This is a genomic window from Pseudomonas sp. FW305-70 (genome assembly GCF_058783925.1).
The window spans coordinates 16,889-34,068 of the sequence record NZ_JBYSYZ010000034.1 but is presented as its reverse complement, the minus strand read 5'-3'; the positions used below and the strand labels follow the sequence as shown (position 1 = coordinate 34,068).

Here is a 17,180-nt window from a genome sequence, read left to right as displayed (position 1 = left end):
GGCAGTGCCCCCAAGGGCTCAGGAACCGCAATGACCAAAGTCGACTTCTATATCCTGCCCAGCGCCGATCCTTCGGCACGCCTGGATTTCGCTTGCAAGCTCACCGAAAAGGCCTGGCGCATAGGGCACCGTGTCTACCTGCATTGCAGTGACGCGGCCCAACGCAACGATCTCGACGCACGCCTCTGGACGTTCAAGGGTGAAAGCTTCGTTCCCCACGGCCCCGCCGAAAACGAACCGGATGGCTTGATTGTCCTGGGTCTGGGTGACGATTGCGGTCAGCATCAGGACTTGCTGGTCAATCTCGACCTGAAAGTCCCGGCCTTCGCCCAGCGTTTCGCCCGCGTGGCGGAAGTGGTGGTGGAAGACCCGACGATTCGCCAGGCCGCGCGGGAGAGTTTCCGTTTCTACCGCGAACAGGGCTATCCTCTGCAAGATCACCGTTTACAGCGACTCTGAGCCTTCCAATGGACACTCCAAAACCGCTGCAACAGTCCGCGCACCTGCTGGACGACCTTGAGTCGATCCGCCAATTGCTCGGCGATGACAACCTGCAACCGCCCCTGCTGACCGACACGGTCGAGGAAGGCGACCAGGAACAGATTCCCATGTTGTTCGACGCGGTCAGCGAGCCTTCGCCGCCCGTCGAACCGACAACCCCCGCCCCGATCGTAGAACCGGTCATCGCGGCTGCGCCGGCGCCTGCCGCCAGCAAGAACCCGGATGACCTGTTGCACCTGGACAACGAACTGCGCGCCGCCGCGCAGTTGATCATGCAAGACGTGATCGACGATTTCGCCCCGCACATCGAGACCGAAATCAAACGCCGCCTCAGTGCACGACTGGAGCGGTTGTTGAGCCAGTACAACGATTGAACAACTTGCGGTGAGGGCTCTTCTGTGGGAGCGAGCTTGCTCGCGATGAGGGCGTCATATTCAACATTGATGTGTCTGTTTGACCGCTATCGCGAGCAAGCTCGCTCCCACAAAAAGCCCCCTGCAACAGGTTGAATCTTCAGGTGCTGAGATAGCGCCCGATCAACGCAATCCCGCTGGCCAGCACCAGCCACGTCACCAGACGCACGAACCCCTCGCGGGACATCCGCATGGTCAGGCGCCGCCCAATCCACAGCCCCAGCACCATCGCCGGCAACAGACACACCGCCAGCACCAGCAATGGCAGATCGGCATACACACCGGCGATTGCAAACAGACTCAATCGCACCACCGTACTGCAACTGATCAGTGCGCTCTGGGTGGCCCGGGCCGCCTCCTTGGGCAACCGACTGTTCAGATAGATCGCATAGAGAAAGCCGCCGCTGCCAAACAACGCGCCAAACATCCCGCCCACAGTGCCCATCGGCAGAGCCCACACGGCAGACAACTGCGTCGGGCGGGTTTTGACCCACAGGCTGTAGATCGCATAGGCACTGATAAACAGCCCCATCAACAGCAGCAACAGATCGGACTTGAGGTTCAGCAGGAAAATCACCCCCAGCGTGCAGCCCACCGCCATGCACGGCAGCAGCCGCAATAGCTCCGGCCGGGCGACATCCCGCCGCGAAGGCAACAGGTTGCCGAATGCCGCGACGAAATCGAGCAACACCAGCAACGGCACGATCTTCGACAGCGGCATGAACAGAATCAGAATCGGCCCCGCGATCAACGCCGTACCGAACCCGGCGATGCCGAACACAATGTAGGCCAGGGCGATACCCGCGCCGATGACCAGCCAGTCCATGGCGCTGAAAGGCCATTGGTTCAACAACGTCAATACGCTCATTGCAGCGTTCCTCTACTTTAAGTTCGCTGACTTTAGCCATCGCTGAGCGTTGCGACTAATATCATCAAAGCCACCAACCCATCTCAAAAAGGCATGCCTTGTGCTTTCAACCCGGCAACTGCGTTACTTCGTTGAAATCGCTGAATGCGGCAGCTTCGGCGCCGCAGCCGAGCGCCTGTTCATCGCCCAATCGGCCCTGAGCCGGCAAATCAAGGACATGGAAGTCCACCTGCAAACCCCACTTTTCGAACGTACTGCGCGGCGGCCCCAGCTCACTCCAGCGGGTGAGGCTTTCTTACCCCGTGCCAAAAACCTGTTGAGCGAGCTGATCAAAGCCAGCGAGACGGCCACCAGGATCGGCAAAGGTCAACACGGCACCTTGCGCTTGAGCCATTCCAGCACTGTGCCCATGAGCGGCCGACTGCTGCGCAGCGTCGGCCGTTATCTCGAACATCATCCCGGCGTGTCCATGGACATCGCTCAGTTGTCTTCCGAGGCGCAGCTGCAAGAGTTGGCAGACGGCCGACTGGACATCGGCCTATTGCGCCTGCCAGTGCTGCGTCAGTGTGAAGAGGTGCAAATCGACCCGCTGTACGACGAACCTTTGCTGGTGGCAGTCCCGCCCGATCACTGGCTGGCGAGGGACAAATCCGGGCAGAAGATCAACCTGGGGCAGCTACGCGACGAAGCGTTTATTTCCATCCCTCATCCCCAGCGAGGCGGTCTAAGCTACCTTTCTGCCGAGTTGTGCATGCGCCAAGGCTTCTTTCCCAAAGCAGCTCGGGTAATTTCGCGTAAAACCACGCAACTGCAACTGATCCAGGCGGGATTTGGTATCGCCCTCTTGCCGGAATCGATGCGAGACATTGCGCCGCCCAACGTTCGTTTCCTGCCTTTGGCAGACCCCGGAAGCCATAGCTGCGTCGCTCTGGCGTACCGCAAACACCCCACAGCACTGGTTCAACAGTTCCTCGAGCATTTGGTCATATAGGGGTCGTGCATTCACTTGAAGAATGCCTTTAAACTGCGCCCCATGATTAAAGATCCCTTTGCAAGACTCGGCCTGGACCGCGAAGTCCTGACCGTCAGCCAGCTCAACGGCCGCGCGCGGGTGTTGCTCGAAGACGTGTTCAGCAACATCTGGGTAGAGGGCGAAATCTCCAATCTCGCCCGCCCGGCGTCCGGCCACGTGTATTTCACCCTCAAGGACAGCGGCGCCCAGGTGCGTTGCGCGCTGTTCCGGCAGAACGCGGCCCGGGTTCGCCAGGCCTTGAAGGACGGGCTGGCGGTCAAAGTGCGCGGCAAGGTCTCGTTGTTCGAGGGGCGCGGGGATTATCAACTGATCCTCGACACCGTGGAGCCGGCCGGCGATGGCGCCTTGCGCCTGGCTTTCGATGCACTCAAGGAAAAGCTCAGCGCCGAAGGCCTGTTCAGTGCCGAGCGCAAGGTCCCGCTACCGGCGCATCCGCAACGCATCGGCATCATCAGTTCGCCCACCGGGGCAGTGATCCGCGACATCATCAGCGTGTTCCGCCGTCGCGCACCGCAGGTGCAGTTGACGCTGATCCCCACCGCCGTACAGGGCCGCGAAGCCACCGCACAGATTGTCCGTGCGCTGAAACTGGCGGATGCCCGGGGTTTCGACGCCCTGATCCTGGCCCGGGGTGGCGGTTCGCTGGAAGACCTCTGGTGCTTCAACGAAGAAGCCGTGGCCCGTGCCGTGGACGCTTGCGTGACGCCGATTGTCAGCGCAGTAGGTCATGAAACCGACGTGTCGATCAGCGACTTCGTCGCCGATGTTCGCGCGCCCACCCCTTCCGCTGCCGCCGAATTGCTGGCTCCGGACTCCAGTGACCTGGTGCGTCGGGTCGAGAGCCTGCACCGCCGTCTGGTGATGCGCATGCGTGACCGTTTGATGCGCGACCGCCTACGCCTGGAAGGTATCTCTCGCCGCCTGCGCCATCCCGGCGAGCGCCTGCGCCAGCAAGCGCAACGCCTGGATGACCTGGACATGCGCATGCGCCGCGCGTTCGAGCGTAGCCTCAACACCCGTCGCGAACGCTTGATCCGTCTGGAAACCCGTCTGGCCGCACAGCATCCTGGCCGGCAACTGGCAATGTTGCGCCAGCGCCTCGACAGCCTGGCCGAACGCCTGCCGCGCGCCATCCGCGAAGGGCTGAAGAACCGGCGTCTGCAATTGCACAGCCAGATGCAGACCCTGCATGTGGTCAGCCCGCTGGCGACCCTCGGCCGTGGCTACAGCATCTTGCTGGACGAGCGCGGCAACGCGATCCGCAACGCCGCGCAAACCCACACCGGCCAGCGCCTGAAAGCCAAGCTGGGCGAAGGCGAACTGCAAGTGCGGGTCGAAGACAACCACCTGACGCCTGTCACCCTTTCTTTACTGGACTGATCCATGCCGCGTTTCCTGGCTCCATTGCTGTTGCTGCTCCTGACCTTCAACGCCCACGCCGACAGCTACATCACCCGCCTGTTGAACAAACCGGTACCGGGCGGCGTGGCGGTGGTGGATCTGGGCCCGTCCGCCCAGGCGCCAAAAGCCAGTTATCAAGGCAAACCCGTGCTGGTCGTGAAGGAGCAGAACAACTGGCTGGCCATAGTCGGTGTGCCTCTGACGGTCAAGCCGGGGCCCCAATCGATCAACAGCGGTGGTCGCAATCTGAGTTTTACGGTTGGCGACAAGAAATACCCGGAACAACGCATCACCCTGAAAAACACCCAGCAGGTCAATCCGGACCCGGAAAACCTCAAGCGCATCGAGCGTGAACTGGCCGAGCAGATTGCCGCTTACCGCACGTTCAGCCCCAATACGCCAAGCAACCTGCTGCTGGACAAACCGGTGAACGGTCCGCTGTCGAGCAAGTTTGGCGTGCGGCGCTTCTTCAACGGTGAGGAGCGTAACCCTCATTCGGGCCTGGATTTCGCCGTGGGCGCCGGCACGCCGATCAAGACCCCGGCCGCGGGCAAGGTGATCCTGATCGGCAACTACTTCTTCAATGGCAATACGGTGTTCGTCGACCATGGTCAGGGCTTCATCAGCATGTTCTGCCATATGTCGAAAATCGACGTGAAGGTGGGGCAGCAACTGGCCCGGGGTGGTGTGGTCGGCAAGGTCGGCGCGACCGGCCGGGCGACAGGGCCGCACATGCACTGGAACATCAGCCTGAACGATGCGCGGGTGGATCCGGCTATCTTCATTGGTGCGTTTCAGCCCTGAATCTTCGCCGAGGCTGATGGCCTCTTCGCGGGCAAGCCCGCTCCCACAGGGATTGCTCTGTACCTGTGGGAGCGGGCTTGCCCGCGAAGGCGGCATTCCAGTCACCAGAAGATCCAAGGTTGCCGTTCCCTCCAATTGCGCACCACTCAAACCTCGCGCAAACAACAGAACAATCATTACCAATCACAGCAATAAAATCTCGATAAACACTCACCCACGAGTATTCCTCTCAATTTTTTTCGACTGCTTGCCATCCTTCCCCCCCAAGGTTAGGGTTGAAGGCATGAAAACCTCTCACACCCTCATTCAGCTCCGCCAGCACCGCAGCCTGTGCCTTGTCAGCGCACGACTGCCGGGCTGAATCGTGGTGCCTCGCCCCAAGCGTCAGTCCAAGAACTTTTGATCCACCGGCAGGCCGCCTTTTTTCGGCCCACACAATAAGGATTTCCCGATGAGCATGCTCAAAGACCCGTCTTCGAAATACCGCGCGTTCCCGACCATCGATATTCCGGACCGCACCTGGCCATCGAAAACCATCACCGCCGCGCCGATCTGGTGCAGTTCCGACCTGCGCGACGGCAACCAGTCGCTGATCGAGCCGATGGACGCCGTCAAGAAGCTGCGCTTCTGGAAAACCCTGGTGCAGGTCGGCGTGAAGGAAATCGAAGCGTCGTTCCCGGCCGCTTCGCAAACCGACTTCGATTTCGTCCGTACCCTGATCGAAGGCAACCACATCCCGGACGACACCACCATCCAGGTGCTGACCCAGGGCCGTGAAGACCTGATCGAGCGCACCTTCGAATCCCTGCGCGGCGCGAAGAAAGCCATCGTTCACCTGTACAACGCGACCTCCCCTTCCTTCCGCCGCATTGTCTTCAACCAGGACAAGGACGGGGTCAAGGCCATCGCCGTGAACGCCGCCAAGCTGTTCGTCAAATACGCAGCCATGCAGCCGGACACCGAGTGGACCTTCGAATACTCGCCGGAGACCTTCAGCGCCACCGAGCTGGAGTTCGCCAAGGAAGTCTGCGACGCGGTCATCGAAGTCTGGAACCCGACGCCTGAGCACAAGATGATCCTCAACCTGCCGGCCACCGTCGAATGCGCGACCCCGAACATCTATGCCGACCAGATCGAATGGTTCGGCCGTCACATCAACCGTCGTGACAGCGTGATCATCAGCCTGCACACCCACAACGACCGTGGCACCGGCGTTGCCGCCACCGAACTGGGCCTGATGGCTGGCGCCGACCGTGTCGAAGGCTGCCTGTTCGGCAACGGCGAGCGTACCGGCAACGTCGACCTGGTGACCGTGGCCCTGAACCTCTACACCCAGGGCGTGAACCCTGAGCTGGACTTCTCCGACATCGATGGCGTGCGCAAAGTCGTCGAAGAGTGCAACCAGATCCAGGTACACCCGCGTCACCCATACGTCGGTGACCTGGTGCATACCGCGTTCTCCGGCTCGCACCAGGATGCGATCCGCAAGGGCTTCGCCCAGCAGAAATCCGATGCCTTGTGGGAAGTGCCGTACCTGCCGATCGACCCGGCTGACATCGGCCGCAGCTACGAGGCGGTCATCCGCGTCAACAGCCAGTCGGGCAAGGGTGGCATCGCCTACCTCCTGGAGCAGGAATACGGCATCAGCCTGCCACGTCGCATGCAGATCGAATTCAGCCAGGTCGTACAACGTGAAACCGACCGCCTGGGCCTTGAGATGACCGCCCAGCAAATCCACGCGCTGCTGCACAGCGAGTACTTGCAGGCCAACACCCCGTACGCGCTGGTCAGCCATCGCCTGCAGGAAGAAAACGGTCACAGCGCCGTCGAAGTGGAAGTGGCCAGTAAAGGCCAGGGCGAGACCAACCTGCACTGGCGCGGCAAGGGCAACGGTGCCCTGGAAGCGCTGGTGGCCGGTCTGCCGATCCCGGTGGAAATCATGGACTACAACGAGCACGCCATTGGCGCGGGCACCAATGCCAAGGCCGCGGCCTACATTGAACTGCGCGTGAACGGTGAACGTGCGGTGCACGGCGTCGGCATCGATGAAAACATCACCACCGCCAGCTTCAAGGCCCTGTTCAGCGCGCTGAACCGTTCGCTGAGCCAGCCGGAAGCGAAAGCGGCGTAAGTCACCGCTGAAACGCAAAAGGCCCCGGGGTGTGAACCTCGGGGCCTTTTTTTGCCTGCTTGTTTTGTGTTGTCTGAACTGGCCCCTTCGCGGGCAAGCCCGCTCCCACAGGGTATGTGGGCGTACACAAAATTTGTGTTCGCAACGGTCAACTGTGGGAGCGGGCTTGCCCGCGAAGAGGCCCTGTCAGGCAGCGAAAATCTCAGGTGAACTCGAAGGTATCGGCATCCAGATTCGCCGGAAACCGTGTGCGATAAGCTTGAAGGTCTGCGGCATTCAGAACGACCTGAAACACCCCATCCGCCTCTCCTGCGCTCAGCAACGTCTCACCCTGGAAATCCAGCACCTGGCTGTCACCGGTATAGGCAAAGCCCTTGCCATCTGAACCAATACGATTCACCGCCGCCACGTAGCACAGGTTCTCGATCGCCCGCGCCGGCAGCAGACGGTTCCAATGCTGGCGTCGCGCACCCGGCCAGTTCGCGGTGTACAGCAGCAGATCCGTGTCCTGAGCGTCACGACTCCACACCGGGAAGCGCAAGTCGTAGCAAATCAGCGGCCGCACGCGCCAGCCCTTTAACTCGAACTGCACCTGGCGCTCGCCCGGGGTGTAGTGGTTATGCTCACCGGCCATGCGGAACAGGTGACGCTTGTCGTAATGCAACACCTCGCCATCCGGGCGTGCCCATAACAGGCGATTGCGATGACTGCCGTCGGCGGCCTGGATGATCACGCTGCCGGTAATCACGGCATCAAGTCTTGCCGCCTGAGCCCGCAACCACTTGCTGGTGGGGCCGTTTTCCGATTCCGCGAGGGTCTCGGACTCCATGGAAAAACCGGTGGTGAACATCTCCGGCAGTATGATCAGGTCAGCGCCACGAGACTGCTCCAGCAATGACTCGAAATGCTCCAGGTTGGCCTGACGGTCGTGCCAGGCCAGGGATGTCTGGATCAGCGCCACGGTCAGGTTCGGCAATGCACTCAGATCACGCATAGCTTTTCCGCCGCCTCACGCAGGGTCTCCTCACGCTTGGCAAAGCACAGCCGCACCAGACGCTGCCCTTCAGGCGGTGTCTGGTAGAACACCGAAATCGGGATACTTGCCACACCATGCTCGCGAGTCATCCACAGGGCCATCTCGACATCATTGAGGTCCGGGCGGATCTGCGAATAGTCGACTAACTGGAAATAGGTGCCGGTCACCCGGGTGAAACTGAAACGCGACGGCACCAGCAGATCGCAGAACAGATCACGCTTGGCCTGATAGAAGTCCGGCAGCTCTTCGACGTGCTCCGGGTGTTCGGCCATGAAGTCGGCCAAGGCATATTGCAGCGGCGTCACACCACAGAAATTGACGTACTGGTGCACCTTGCGCAACTCCGCCGTCAGGGCCGGCGGTGCGACCACGTAGCCGGTTTTCCAGCCGGTGACGTGGTAGGTCTTGCCGAACGAACTGACCACGAAAGCACGCTGATACAACTCTTCATGGGCCAGCACGCTGACATGGGGTACACCGTCGTACACCAGGTGTTCGTAGACTTCGTCGCTGATCACATAAATGTCGCGATCGCGGATCATGGCGGCCAACTGATCGAGTTCGGCACGGCTGATCAATGCGCCACTGGGGTTGTGCGGGGAGTTGAGAATGATCATCCGCGTGCGCGGGCTCAGTGCCTGGGCAAGCTTCTCGAAGTCGATACTGAAATCGTTCAAGCCCAGTTGTACGTGCACGCAACGACCGCCGGCCAGCTCTACCGAGGGCTCGTAGCTGTCGTAGGCCGGATCAAACACGATGACTTCGTCGCCGCTGTGGATAACCGCCTGAATGGCACAGAAAATCGCCTCGGTCGCGCCTGGGGTGACCGTCACTTCAGTATCCGCATCCACCTGCGTGCCATAGCTGCGGGCGATCTTCACCGCAATCTGCTGACGCAACACCGGCAGGCCGGTCATCGGCGAATACTGGTTGTGGCCACTGGCGATATGCCGGCCGACCGCATCGCACAGGGCCTGCGGGGCCGCGAAATCGGGAAAGCCCTGGGACAGATTGAGCGCGCCGGTCTGTGCCGCGAGCTGAGACATCTGCGTGAAGATGGTGATGCCGACATTCGGCAGCTTGCTGGTGATCATCGATAACCCCTTGCAGGTGAGCTGCAAGTTTCAAGCTGCAAGCTGCAAGTGGTCAAGCGCCAAACCTCCAGACGCAAAAAAGGGCCTTGGAAAGGCCCCTTTTCGCTTTGACTTGAAGCTTGCAGCTGCTTTTATCGCTTATCGCGACGCTTCTTGTCGGCCTTCTTGTGGTGCGACATCAAACGACGCTTCTTGTTGACCTGACGGTCGGTGAGCGTGTTCTTGTTGCCTTCGTACGGGTTCTCGCCACCCTTGAACTCGATGCGGATCGGCGTACCGACCAGCTTCAGGACACGGCGGTAAGTGTTTTCCAGGTAGCGCACGTAGGACTTCGGTACCTTCTCGATCTGGTTGCCGTGGATCACGATGATTGGCGGGTTTGCACCACCGAGGTGGGCATAACGCAGCTTGATCCGGCGGCTGTTGACCATTGGCGGCTGGTGCTCGCTGACCGCATCTTCGAGGATCTGGGTCAGGCGGCTGGTCGGCCAACGGGTAACCGCAGACTTGAACGAGTTCTGTACCGACGCGTAGAGGTTGCCCACGCCGGTGCCGTGCAAGGCCGAGATGAAGTGGATATCGGCGTAGTCAACGAAGAACAGCCGACGTTGCAGCTCGACCTTCACGAAGTCGCGCTCGCTCGGCGTCATGCCGTCCCACTTGTTGATCGCGATGACCAGCGCACGACCCGATTCAATGGCGAAGCCCAACAGGTTGAGGTCGTGATCGACCACACCTTCGCGGGCGTCCATCACGAAGATCACCACGTTGGCGTCTTTGATCGCCTGCAGGGTTTTGACCACGGAGAACTTTTCGACTTCTTCGTGGATCTTGCCGCGCTTGCGCACACCGGCCGTGTCGATCAGCGTGTACTTCTCGTCGTTACGTTCGAACGGGATGTAGATACTGTCGCGGGTGGTGCCGGGTTGGTCGTAGACGATGACCCGATCTTCACCGAGCATGCGGTTGACCAGGGTCGACTTGCCGACGTTCGGACGGCCGATGATCGCGATCTTGATCCCGTCTTTTTCGCTTGGGCCAGGAATGCGCTTGGCTTCCTCGCCTTCGGCGACAACCTCTTCCTCTTCGCCTTCCTGCGGCTCGTCTTCGTCACGCGGGAATTCACTCAGTGCCGCTTCCAGCAACTGGGTGATACCACGGCCGTGGGCACCGGCGATCGGGATCGCATGGCCCATGCCCAACGGGGCGAATTCGGCGCGGGCCATTTCCGGGTCGATGTTGTCGACCTTGTTGGCGACCACGTGGGAACGCTTGTTACGTTTGCGCAAATGCTCGGCGATCATCTGGTCGGCGGCGGTAAAACCGGCCTTGGCATCTACCAGGAACAGAACGACATCGGCTTCTTCGATGGCCAACAGCGACTGCTCGGCCATCTTTTCGTCCATACCGTGCTCGTCACCGGAGATACCGCCGGTGTCGATCAGAATGTAGGAACGCCCTTGCCACTTGGCCTCACCGTACTGGCGATCACGGGTCAGACCGGACAAGTCGCCGACGATGGCGTCACGAGTCCTGGTCAGGCGGTTGAACAAGGTGGACTTGCCGACGTTCGGTCGGCCCACCAGGGCGATTACGGGAACCATGCGGCTCTCCACTTCGTTATTTCAGAAAATACAAAAGCCGCTGCGAGGCAGCGGCTGGTGCTCGGGGCAATCACGTTGTCATTTGTAGGAGCGAGCTTGCTCGCGAAAAACGCCAAGACACCGCGTTTATTCAGGCCGCCAACGTCATCGTTAACGTCCATCGCGAGCAAGCTCGCTCCTACAGTCCTACAAACGGTGAAGCCGCTTGGGGGTTAAAACCCAAGCATAGTCGTTACTTGATGGTCAGGGCTTCCAGTTTGCCGCTGTTGCCATACACATAAATCGTGTCACCCACCACCAGCGGACGGGCACGCAGGCCGTCGCTGTCGATGCGCTCGCGGCCGACGAATCGACCGTCCACCTGACTCAGCAGGTGCAGGTAACCTTCCAGGTCACCGACTGCAACGTAGCTGGAGAACACTTCCGGGGCCGACAGTTGACGACGGGCCAGCGAATCGTTGCTCCACAAGGCTGTGGTGGAACGCTCGTCGACGCCTTCAACGGTACCCGAAGACAGGCTTACATAAACGGTGCCAAAGCCTTGGGCGACACCGGCGTAGCTGGAAGCATCACGCTGCCAGAGCTGACGGCCGCTTTGCAGGTCCAGAGCGGCAACGCGCCCCTGATAGCTGGCGACATACAGCGTCTCGCCCGACAGCAGCAAGCCACCGTCGATATCGACCACACGCTCCAGCTCCGAACGACCTTGCGGGATCGCTACACGCTGTTCCCACACTGGTACGCCGTTGGAGATGTCCACGGCAACCACTTTACCGGTCGACAGGCCAGCCACCGCCAGGCGGTTGGTCACGATCGGCGCACTGGTGCCCCGCAGGGTCAGAACCGCAGGCGTGCTGTCATAGATCCAGCGACGATTACCGGTGGAGGCATCCAGGCCGATCAGGCGATCGTCCTGAGTCTGAACCACCACAACGTCACCGTTGTTGGCTGGTGGTGCCAGCACTTCGCTGGACACGCGAGCGCGCCACTTCTCTTCACCGTTGATCGCGTCCAGGGCAACGATTTCACCCTTGATCGTACCGATCGTGACCAGACCGTAACCAACGCCGACAGCGCCGGAAACAGGCAGCTCGAGATCTTTCTTCCATTTGACGTCGCCCGTGTGGCGATCCATCGCCATCAACACGCCAGTGACGTCGGCGGCATAGATGGTATCGCCATCGATGGCCGGAACCAGCATGTTGTAGGTTTCGCCCTGACCGTCACCGATCGAACGACTCCACTGCTTTTGCAGAACCACTTCTTCCTTGAAGTCGACCAGTTCGGCCGGAGGCAGTTCTTTTTTGCTGTTGCTGCTGCAACCCGCGGCCAAAATGGCCAGGGCCAGCAATGCTGCATGTTTCCAACGAATCACGTCACGCATCCCCTTTGGCCAGGTCGTCCAGCTTGATTTGCAGGCCACCGACCGCCGCTTCATCCGACAGTGCCGCCTTGGCTTTTTGATACGCCGCGCTCGCCTCGTCGGTACGACCCAACTGCACCAGCAGATCGCCCTTGAGTTCTTCGCGAGTGGCCAGGAATGCCTTGTCGGCATCGCCTTCGAGCAGCTTCAGGGCTTCGTCGGCCTTGTTCTGCGCGCCGAGTACCTGGGCCAGACGCTGACGGGCGATTTCGCCCAGCGCCGGGTTGGCCGGTTTGGCGACAATGGCCTTGAGCTCGGTGGCCGCGTCGTCCAGCTTGCCGCTGTCGACCGCGACCTTGGCCACGAACAGGCTACCGTACTGCGCGTAGGCGCTGCCGCCGTACTCGCTGTTAAGCTTGCCGGCCAGGTCCGAAACACGGGCCGCATCAGGCTTGCCGTCAGGCGTCAGCGTGGTTTCGAGCAATTGCTGATAGAGAATCGAGGCGCCTTGCGACTGATTGCTCTGATACTTTTGGAACGCCTGCCAGCCGAACACGATGACCAACGCCAACAGGCCGCCAGTGACCAGGGGCTTACCGTTGCGTGACCACCATTCCTTCAGTTCCATCAAATGTTCGTCTTCGGTACTCGACACCCCAATACTCCTTAATCGCTAATTCGGCTGTTTAGACAGCTTCAACCCTGCACGACGCAGGTGGCCAGGTGCGCTGCAAGCGCATCCCAGGCAATGCTTTGTTGTTCGCCCTGGCCACGCAGGGGTTTGAAACCTACCACTTGCTGGGCCATTTCGTCGTCACCGAGGATCAGCGCGTACAACGCACCGCTCTTGTCGGCCTTCTTGAACTGGCTTTTGAAACTGCCGGCGCCGGCATTCACTTGCAGGCGCAGGTTGGGCAACTGGTCACGGACGCGCTCCGCCAGGGTCAGCCCGGCGAGTTCGGCGGCTTCACCGAAGGCGCAGAGGTAGACGTCAACCTGACGGGAGATTTCCTCCGGAATCTGCCCCAGGGTTTCCAGCAACAACACCAGGCGTTCGATGCCCATGGCAAAGCCAACACCGGCAGTCGGCTTACCGCCCATCTGCTCTACCAGGCCGTCGTAACGACCGCCAGCACACACAGTGCCCTGGGCGCCGAGCTTGTCGGTGACCCATTCGAAAACGGTCTTGCTGTAGTAATCCAGCCCGCGAACCAGCTTCGGGTTGATCACGTAGGGAATGCCGGCGGCGTCCAGGCGAGCCTTGAGGCCCTCGAAGTGCACGCGGGATTCTTCGTCGAGGTAGTCGGCCATCTTCGGCGCATCGACCAATACCGCCTGGGTGTCGGCGTTCTTGGTATCAAGAACCCGCAGCGGGTTGGTTTTCAGGCGACGCTGGCTGTCTTCGTCGAGCTTGTCCATGTGCGCCGAGAGGTATTCGACCAGTGCTTCGCGATAACGACCACGGGATTCGCTGGTACCCAGGCTGTTGAGCTCGAGTTTTACCGCATCGCGGATGCCCAGTTCGCCCCACAGGCGCCAGGTCAGCACGATCAGCTCGGCGTCGATGTCCGGACCGTCGAGGTTGAACACTTCGACACCGATCTGGTGGAACTGGCGATAACGACCTTTCTGCGGGCGTTCGTGGCGGAACATCGGGCCGATGTACCAGAGTTTCTGAACCTGGCCACCGCCGGTGATGCCATGCTCCAGCACCGCGCGCACACAGGCCGCCGTGCCTTCAGGGCGCAGGGTCAGGGAGTCGCCGTTGCGGTCGTCGAAGGTGTACATCTCTTTTTCGACGATGTCGGTCACTTCACCGATGGAGCGCTTGAACAGCTCGGTGAACTCGACGATCGGCATGCGGATCTGCTTGTAACCGTAGTTATCCAGCAGACGCGAAACGGTGCCTTCGAAATGACGCCACAGGGGGGTCTGTTCGGGCAAGATGTCGTTCATGCCACGAATGGCTTGCAATGACTTGCTCACTTTAAATCCTTAAATTCGTTCGGCTCTTCAGTCAGGTTCAGCCGCGCGCAATTACGGCAGCGTCAGCTTCGACCTTTTCGGCCGCTTTCTGACGGATCAAGCGTTCGAGCTCATCCACCAGATTGTCATTCGTCAGTTTCTGCGACGGCTTGCCGTCGATGTAAATCAGGTTCGGCGTGCCGCCGGTCAAGCCGATATGGGCTTCCTTGGCTTCGCCGGGGCCGTTGACCACGCAACCGATGACCGCGACATCCAGCGGCACCAGCAAATCCTCGAGGCGCCCTTCCAGCTCGTTCATGGTCTTGACCACATCGAAGTTCTGCCGCGAGCAGCTCGGGCAGGCGATGAAGTTGATGCCACGGGAACGCAGGTGCAGGGATTTGAGAATGTCGTAGCCGACTTTCACTTCCTCGACCGGGTCGGCGGCCAACGAGATGCGGATAGTATCGCCAATCCCTTCGGCGAGCAGCATACCGAGGCCCACGGCAGATTTCACCGTGCCTGAACGCAAACCACCGGCTTCGGTGATGCCCAGGTGCAGTGGCTGGACGATTTCCTTGGCCAGCAGGCGGTACGCTTCGACGGCCATGAACACGTCGGAGGCTTTCACGCTGACCTTGAAGTCCTGGAAGTTCAGACGCTCAAGGTGCTCGACGTGGCGCAAGGCAGATTCGACCAGCGCAGCAGGCGTGGGCTCGCCGTATTTCTTCTGCAGGTCTTTTTCCAGGGAGCCGGCGTTCACGCCGATACGGATCGGGATCCCGCGGTCACGGGCGGCATCGACCACCGCGCGCACGCGGTCTTCGCGACCGATGTTGCCCGGGTTGATCCGCAGGCAATCGACCCCCAGCTCGGCGACGCGCAACGCGATGCGGTAGTCGAAGTGGATGTCGGCGACCAAGGGGACTTTGACCAGTTGCTTGATCTTGCCGAAGGCTTCGGCGGCGTCCATGTCCGGTACGGAAACCCGCACGATATCGACGCCGGCCGCTTCCAGGCGATTGATTTGCGCAACCGTGGCCGCGACATCATTGGTGTCGCTGTTGGTCATGCTCTGCACAGCGATAGGCGCATCGCCGCCAACAGGCACGTTACCGACCCAGATCTTACGGGATTCGCGACGTTTGATTGGAGATTCGCCGTGCATGACTTATTGACCCAACTTCAGGCGAGCAGTCTCGCCACTGGTGAACGGAGCGACATCGACTGGCTGGCCGTTGTAGCTGACCTGAGCGCCACGGGCAAAGCCCAGGCGTACGGAAAACGGTGGTTTGCCATTGACTGCCAGGCTGTCGCCTTTGCGTTTGAGACCGCTGAACAGCACCTTGCCGCTACCGTCGGTCACTTGTGTCCAGCAATCGGAGGTGAACTGCACCTGAACCTGGCCTTGACCGGCCACCGGTGCGGCTGGCGCTTGAGCAGGAGCCGCAGCGGCTACCGGTGCAGTCACCGCAGGGACCGCGGCGGCAGGCGCTACCGGAGCCGGAGCTGCCGGGGTCACCGGCGCTGCGACAACGGGCGCGGTAGTGTGCGCGGGTGCAGCTGGCGTGGTCGGCGCTGCGGGGGCAACTGGCGCAGTCACTTGAGCCTGCTCCGGTGCTTCAGCCGGAGCCTCGGCCTGTGGCAGCGCGAGAGCGGTACCGCCTTCGGTCTGACCTTCCACGACGGCCTGGTCTTCCGGCTCGTCCAGCGGATGAATCTGAGTGGTACCGTCGGCGCCTTCGACTTCTACGTGCTCGGGTGCCAGACCGATCAGGTCCTTGGTGCGCATCGAGGTCTGATCCTGCCACCAGACGAAACCGCCACCGATCACCGCTACCAGCAACAGCAGGCTGACGATTCGCAAAATGGTGTGGGAAACCCGGACCGGCTCTTCAATACGACCCAGGCTGTGAACATTGCTGCCCTGGGAATCGGTACCGGTGGATTGATCGAATTGCTGGACCAGAACGGCCTGGTCCATGCCGAGCAACTTGGCATAAGCACGAATGTAACCACGGGCAAAGGTATGCCCGGGCAGCTTGTCGAAAGCGCCGGCTTCCAGATTGCTCAAGGAAGTGGTGGTGAGGTTGAGCTTGAGGGCCACTTCGGCCAGCGACCAGCCATTGCTTTCGCGGGCCTGGCGCAAAGTCTCACCGGGGTTAACGCGATTCGCTGCTACAACTTCGGGATGCGCCGCTTTCATCATTGCTCCGACAGGTATTGCTGATATTCCGGCGTACCGGGATAGAGTCTTTTTAGTTGCAGGCCTTTACTTGCAGCCTTGTCGCGATCTTCGAACACGTTTGCCAGCCGAACGCCGAGCAATAGACTACGTGCATTTTGCTCGGAGAGCTGGCTGAAACGGTCGTAATAATCTCGCGCGGGCACATAATGCCTGTCTTCGTAAGACAACTCAGCCATTTCCAGCAATGCACGAGGTTGTTGCCGGTTCAGGCGCAGGGCTTTTTCCAGTTGCTGCTGGGCCAGATCACGCTGACCGAGCATCGCAGCGGTCATGCCCAGGTTCTCGAACACCCGCGAACGCTCAGGATACAGCGTATCGGCAGCGGCTTGTTCAAAGCGCTCGTAGGCTTCCTTGTAACGTTTCTGCTCGAAAAGAAAACTGCCGTAATTGTTGAGAATTCGTGCGTCGCCCGGACGGGAAGACAGCGCCTTGCGAAAATGCTCGTCGGCCAGCTCCGGCTCCATCTCGGCCTGGAACACCAGCCCCAGCGCCGCGTTGGCATCCGGGTCGGAGCCATCGAGTTCCAGGGCTTTTCTCAGCGGAACCTTGGCGCGCTCGGTCATGCCTTGTTGCAAATACCCGATACCGAGCTGCACATACGCCTCACGCGCTTCATCACGGCCCTTGCTGGTCTTCATCGGGTTGTAATCACCCGAAAGCACGCAGCCAGCACACAGGCTGGCCAACAGCAAAAGCAGCGCAAAGCGCAGGGACATAGA

General features: G+C 60.6%; 16 protein-coding genes. 6 read left to right on the top strand and 10 right to left on the bottom strand.

The genetic code is table 11. From position 1 onward, the window contains the following. Positions 1-30 precede the first annotated feature (30 nt). Both AC3WN7_RS21670 and AC3WN7_RS21665 read left to right on the top strand, forming a co-directional pair. Positions 31-459: a DNA polymerase III subunit chi gene (locus AC3WN7_RS21670; RefSeq protein WP_102674863.1), complete on the top strand. Its 429-nt coding sequence runs from the start codon at positions 31-33 to the stop codon at positions 457-459. 8 nt (positions 460-467) lie between these two features. Next, positions 468-875, top strand: coding sequence for a DNA polymerase III subunit chi (locus tag AC3WN7_RS21665; RefSeq protein WP_102674862.1), 408 nt, complete (start codon positions 468-470; stop codon positions 873-875). Between the two features lie 139 nt (positions 876-1,014). On the opposite strand, the gene AC3WN7_RS21660 is transcribed toward AC3WN7_RS21665, so the two are convergent. Further along, the gene (locus AC3WN7_RS21660) at positions 1,015-1,782 is read right to left on the bottom strand and encodes a sulfite exporter TauE/SafE family protein (protein ID WP_095964830.1); all 768 of its coding nucleotides are present in this window, start codon (positions 1,780-1,782) and stop codon (positions 1,015-1,017) included. A gap of 100 nt (positions 1,783-1,882) precedes the next feature. On the opposite strand from AC3WN7_RS21660, the gene AC3WN7_RS21655 reads away from it, so the two are divergent. From AC3WN7_RS21655 to leuA, 4 genes are all read left to right on the top strand, one after another. Further along, on the top strand, positions 1,883-2,773 hold the full coding sequence (locus AC3WN7_RS21655; RefSeq protein WP_095964829.1) for a LysR family transcriptional regulator: 891 nt from the start codon (positions 1,883-1,885) through the stop codon (positions 2,771-2,773). A 42-nt stretch (positions 2,774-2,815) separates the two neighbouring features. Continuing rightward, complete coding sequence (gene xseA, locus AC3WN7_RS21650; RefSeq protein ID WP_008053235.1) at positions 2,816-4,195, top strand: exodeoxyribonuclease VII large subunit; 1,380 nt, start codon at positions 2,816-2,818, stop codon at positions 4,193-4,195. Positions 4,196-4,198: 3 nt separating this feature from the next. Next, positions 4,199-5,020 (top strand): M23 family metallopeptidase, encoded by an 822-nt coding sequence (locus AC3WN7_RS21645; protein WP_095964828.1) that lies wholly within the window; start codon positions 4,199-4,201, stop codon positions 5,018-5,020. A gap of 451 nt (positions 5,021-5,471) precedes the next feature. Then, positions 5,472-7,151, top strand: a complete 1,680-nt coding sequence (leuA, locus tag AC3WN7_RS21640) for a 2-isopropylmalate synthase (protein ID WP_095964827.1) — start codon at positions 5,472-5,474, stop codon at positions 7,149-7,151. Positions 7,152-7,353: 202 nt separating this feature from the next. Here the strand turns inward: leuA and AC3WN7_RS21635 are convergent, their stop codons facing one another. From AC3WN7_RS21635 to pilW, 9 genes are all read right to left on the bottom strand, one after another. Beyond that, positions 7,354-8,145 carry an amidohydrolase gene (locus AC3WN7_RS21635; protein WP_095965126.1) on the bottom strand — a complete coding sequence of 264 codons (792 nt, stop codon included), beginning with the start codon at positions 8,143-8,145 and terminating at the stop codon, positions 7,354-7,356. Next, complete coding sequence (locus AC3WN7_RS21630; RefSeq protein ID WP_095964826.1) at positions 8,133-9,281, bottom strand: pyridoxal phosphate-dependent aminotransferase; 1,149 nt, start codon at positions 9,279-9,281, stop codon at positions 8,133-8,135. Before AC3WN7_RS21630 ends, AC3WN7_RS21635 begins: the two co-directional genes overlap by 13 nt. 131 nt (positions 9,282-9,412) lie before the next feature. Next, positions 9,413-10,885: a ribosome biogenesis GTPase Der gene (gene der, locus AC3WN7_RS21625; protein ID WP_007973987.1), complete on the bottom strand. Its 1,473-nt coding sequence runs from the start codon at positions 10,883-10,885 to the stop codon at positions 9,413-9,415. A gap of 232 nt (positions 10,886-11,117) precedes the next feature. After that, the gene (bamB, locus tag AC3WN7_RS21620) at positions 11,118-12,269 is read right to left on the bottom strand and encodes an outer membrane protein assembly factor BamB (RefSeq protein WP_095964825.1); all 1,152 of its coding nucleotides are present in this window, start codon (positions 12,267-12,269) and stop codon (positions 11,118-11,120) included. Continuing rightward, a complete protein-coding gene (locus tag AC3WN7_RS21615; protein WP_095964824.1) occupies positions 12,262-12,903 on the bottom strand; it encodes a tetratricopeptide repeat protein in 642 nt (213 codons plus the stop codon). The genes bamB and AC3WN7_RS21615 overlap by 8 nt, the downstream gene beginning before the upstream one ends. 41 nt (positions 12,904-12,944) lie before the next feature. After that, complete coding sequence (gene hisS / locus AC3WN7_RS21610; RefSeq protein WP_102674861.1) at positions 12,945-14,234, bottom strand: histidine--tRNA ligase; 1,290 nt, start codon at positions 14,232-14,234, stop codon at positions 12,945-12,947. A gap of 37 nt (positions 14,235-14,271) precedes the next feature. Then, positions 14,272-15,381, bottom strand: coding sequence for a flavodoxin-dependent (E)-4-hydroxy-3-methylbut-2-enyl-diphosphate synthase (ispG, locus tag AC3WN7_RS21605; RefSeq protein ID WP_003185136.1), 1,110 nt, complete (start codon positions 15,379-15,381; stop codon positions 14,272-14,274). Between the two features lie 3 nt (positions 15,382-15,384). Further along, on the bottom strand, positions 15,385-16,419 hold the full coding sequence (locus tag AC3WN7_RS21600; protein WP_095964823.1) for a RodZ domain-containing protein: 1,035 nt from the start codon (positions 16,417-16,419) through the stop codon (positions 15,385-15,387). Next, on the bottom strand, positions 16,419-17,177 hold the full coding sequence (gene pilW, locus AC3WN7_RS21595) for a type IV pilus biogenesis/stability protein PilW (RefSeq protein WP_015093628.1): 759 nt from the start codon (positions 17,175-17,177) through the stop codon (positions 16,419-16,421). Before pilW ends, AC3WN7_RS21600 begins: the two co-directional genes overlap by 1 nt. Positions 17,178-17,180 lie beyond the last annotated feature (3 nt).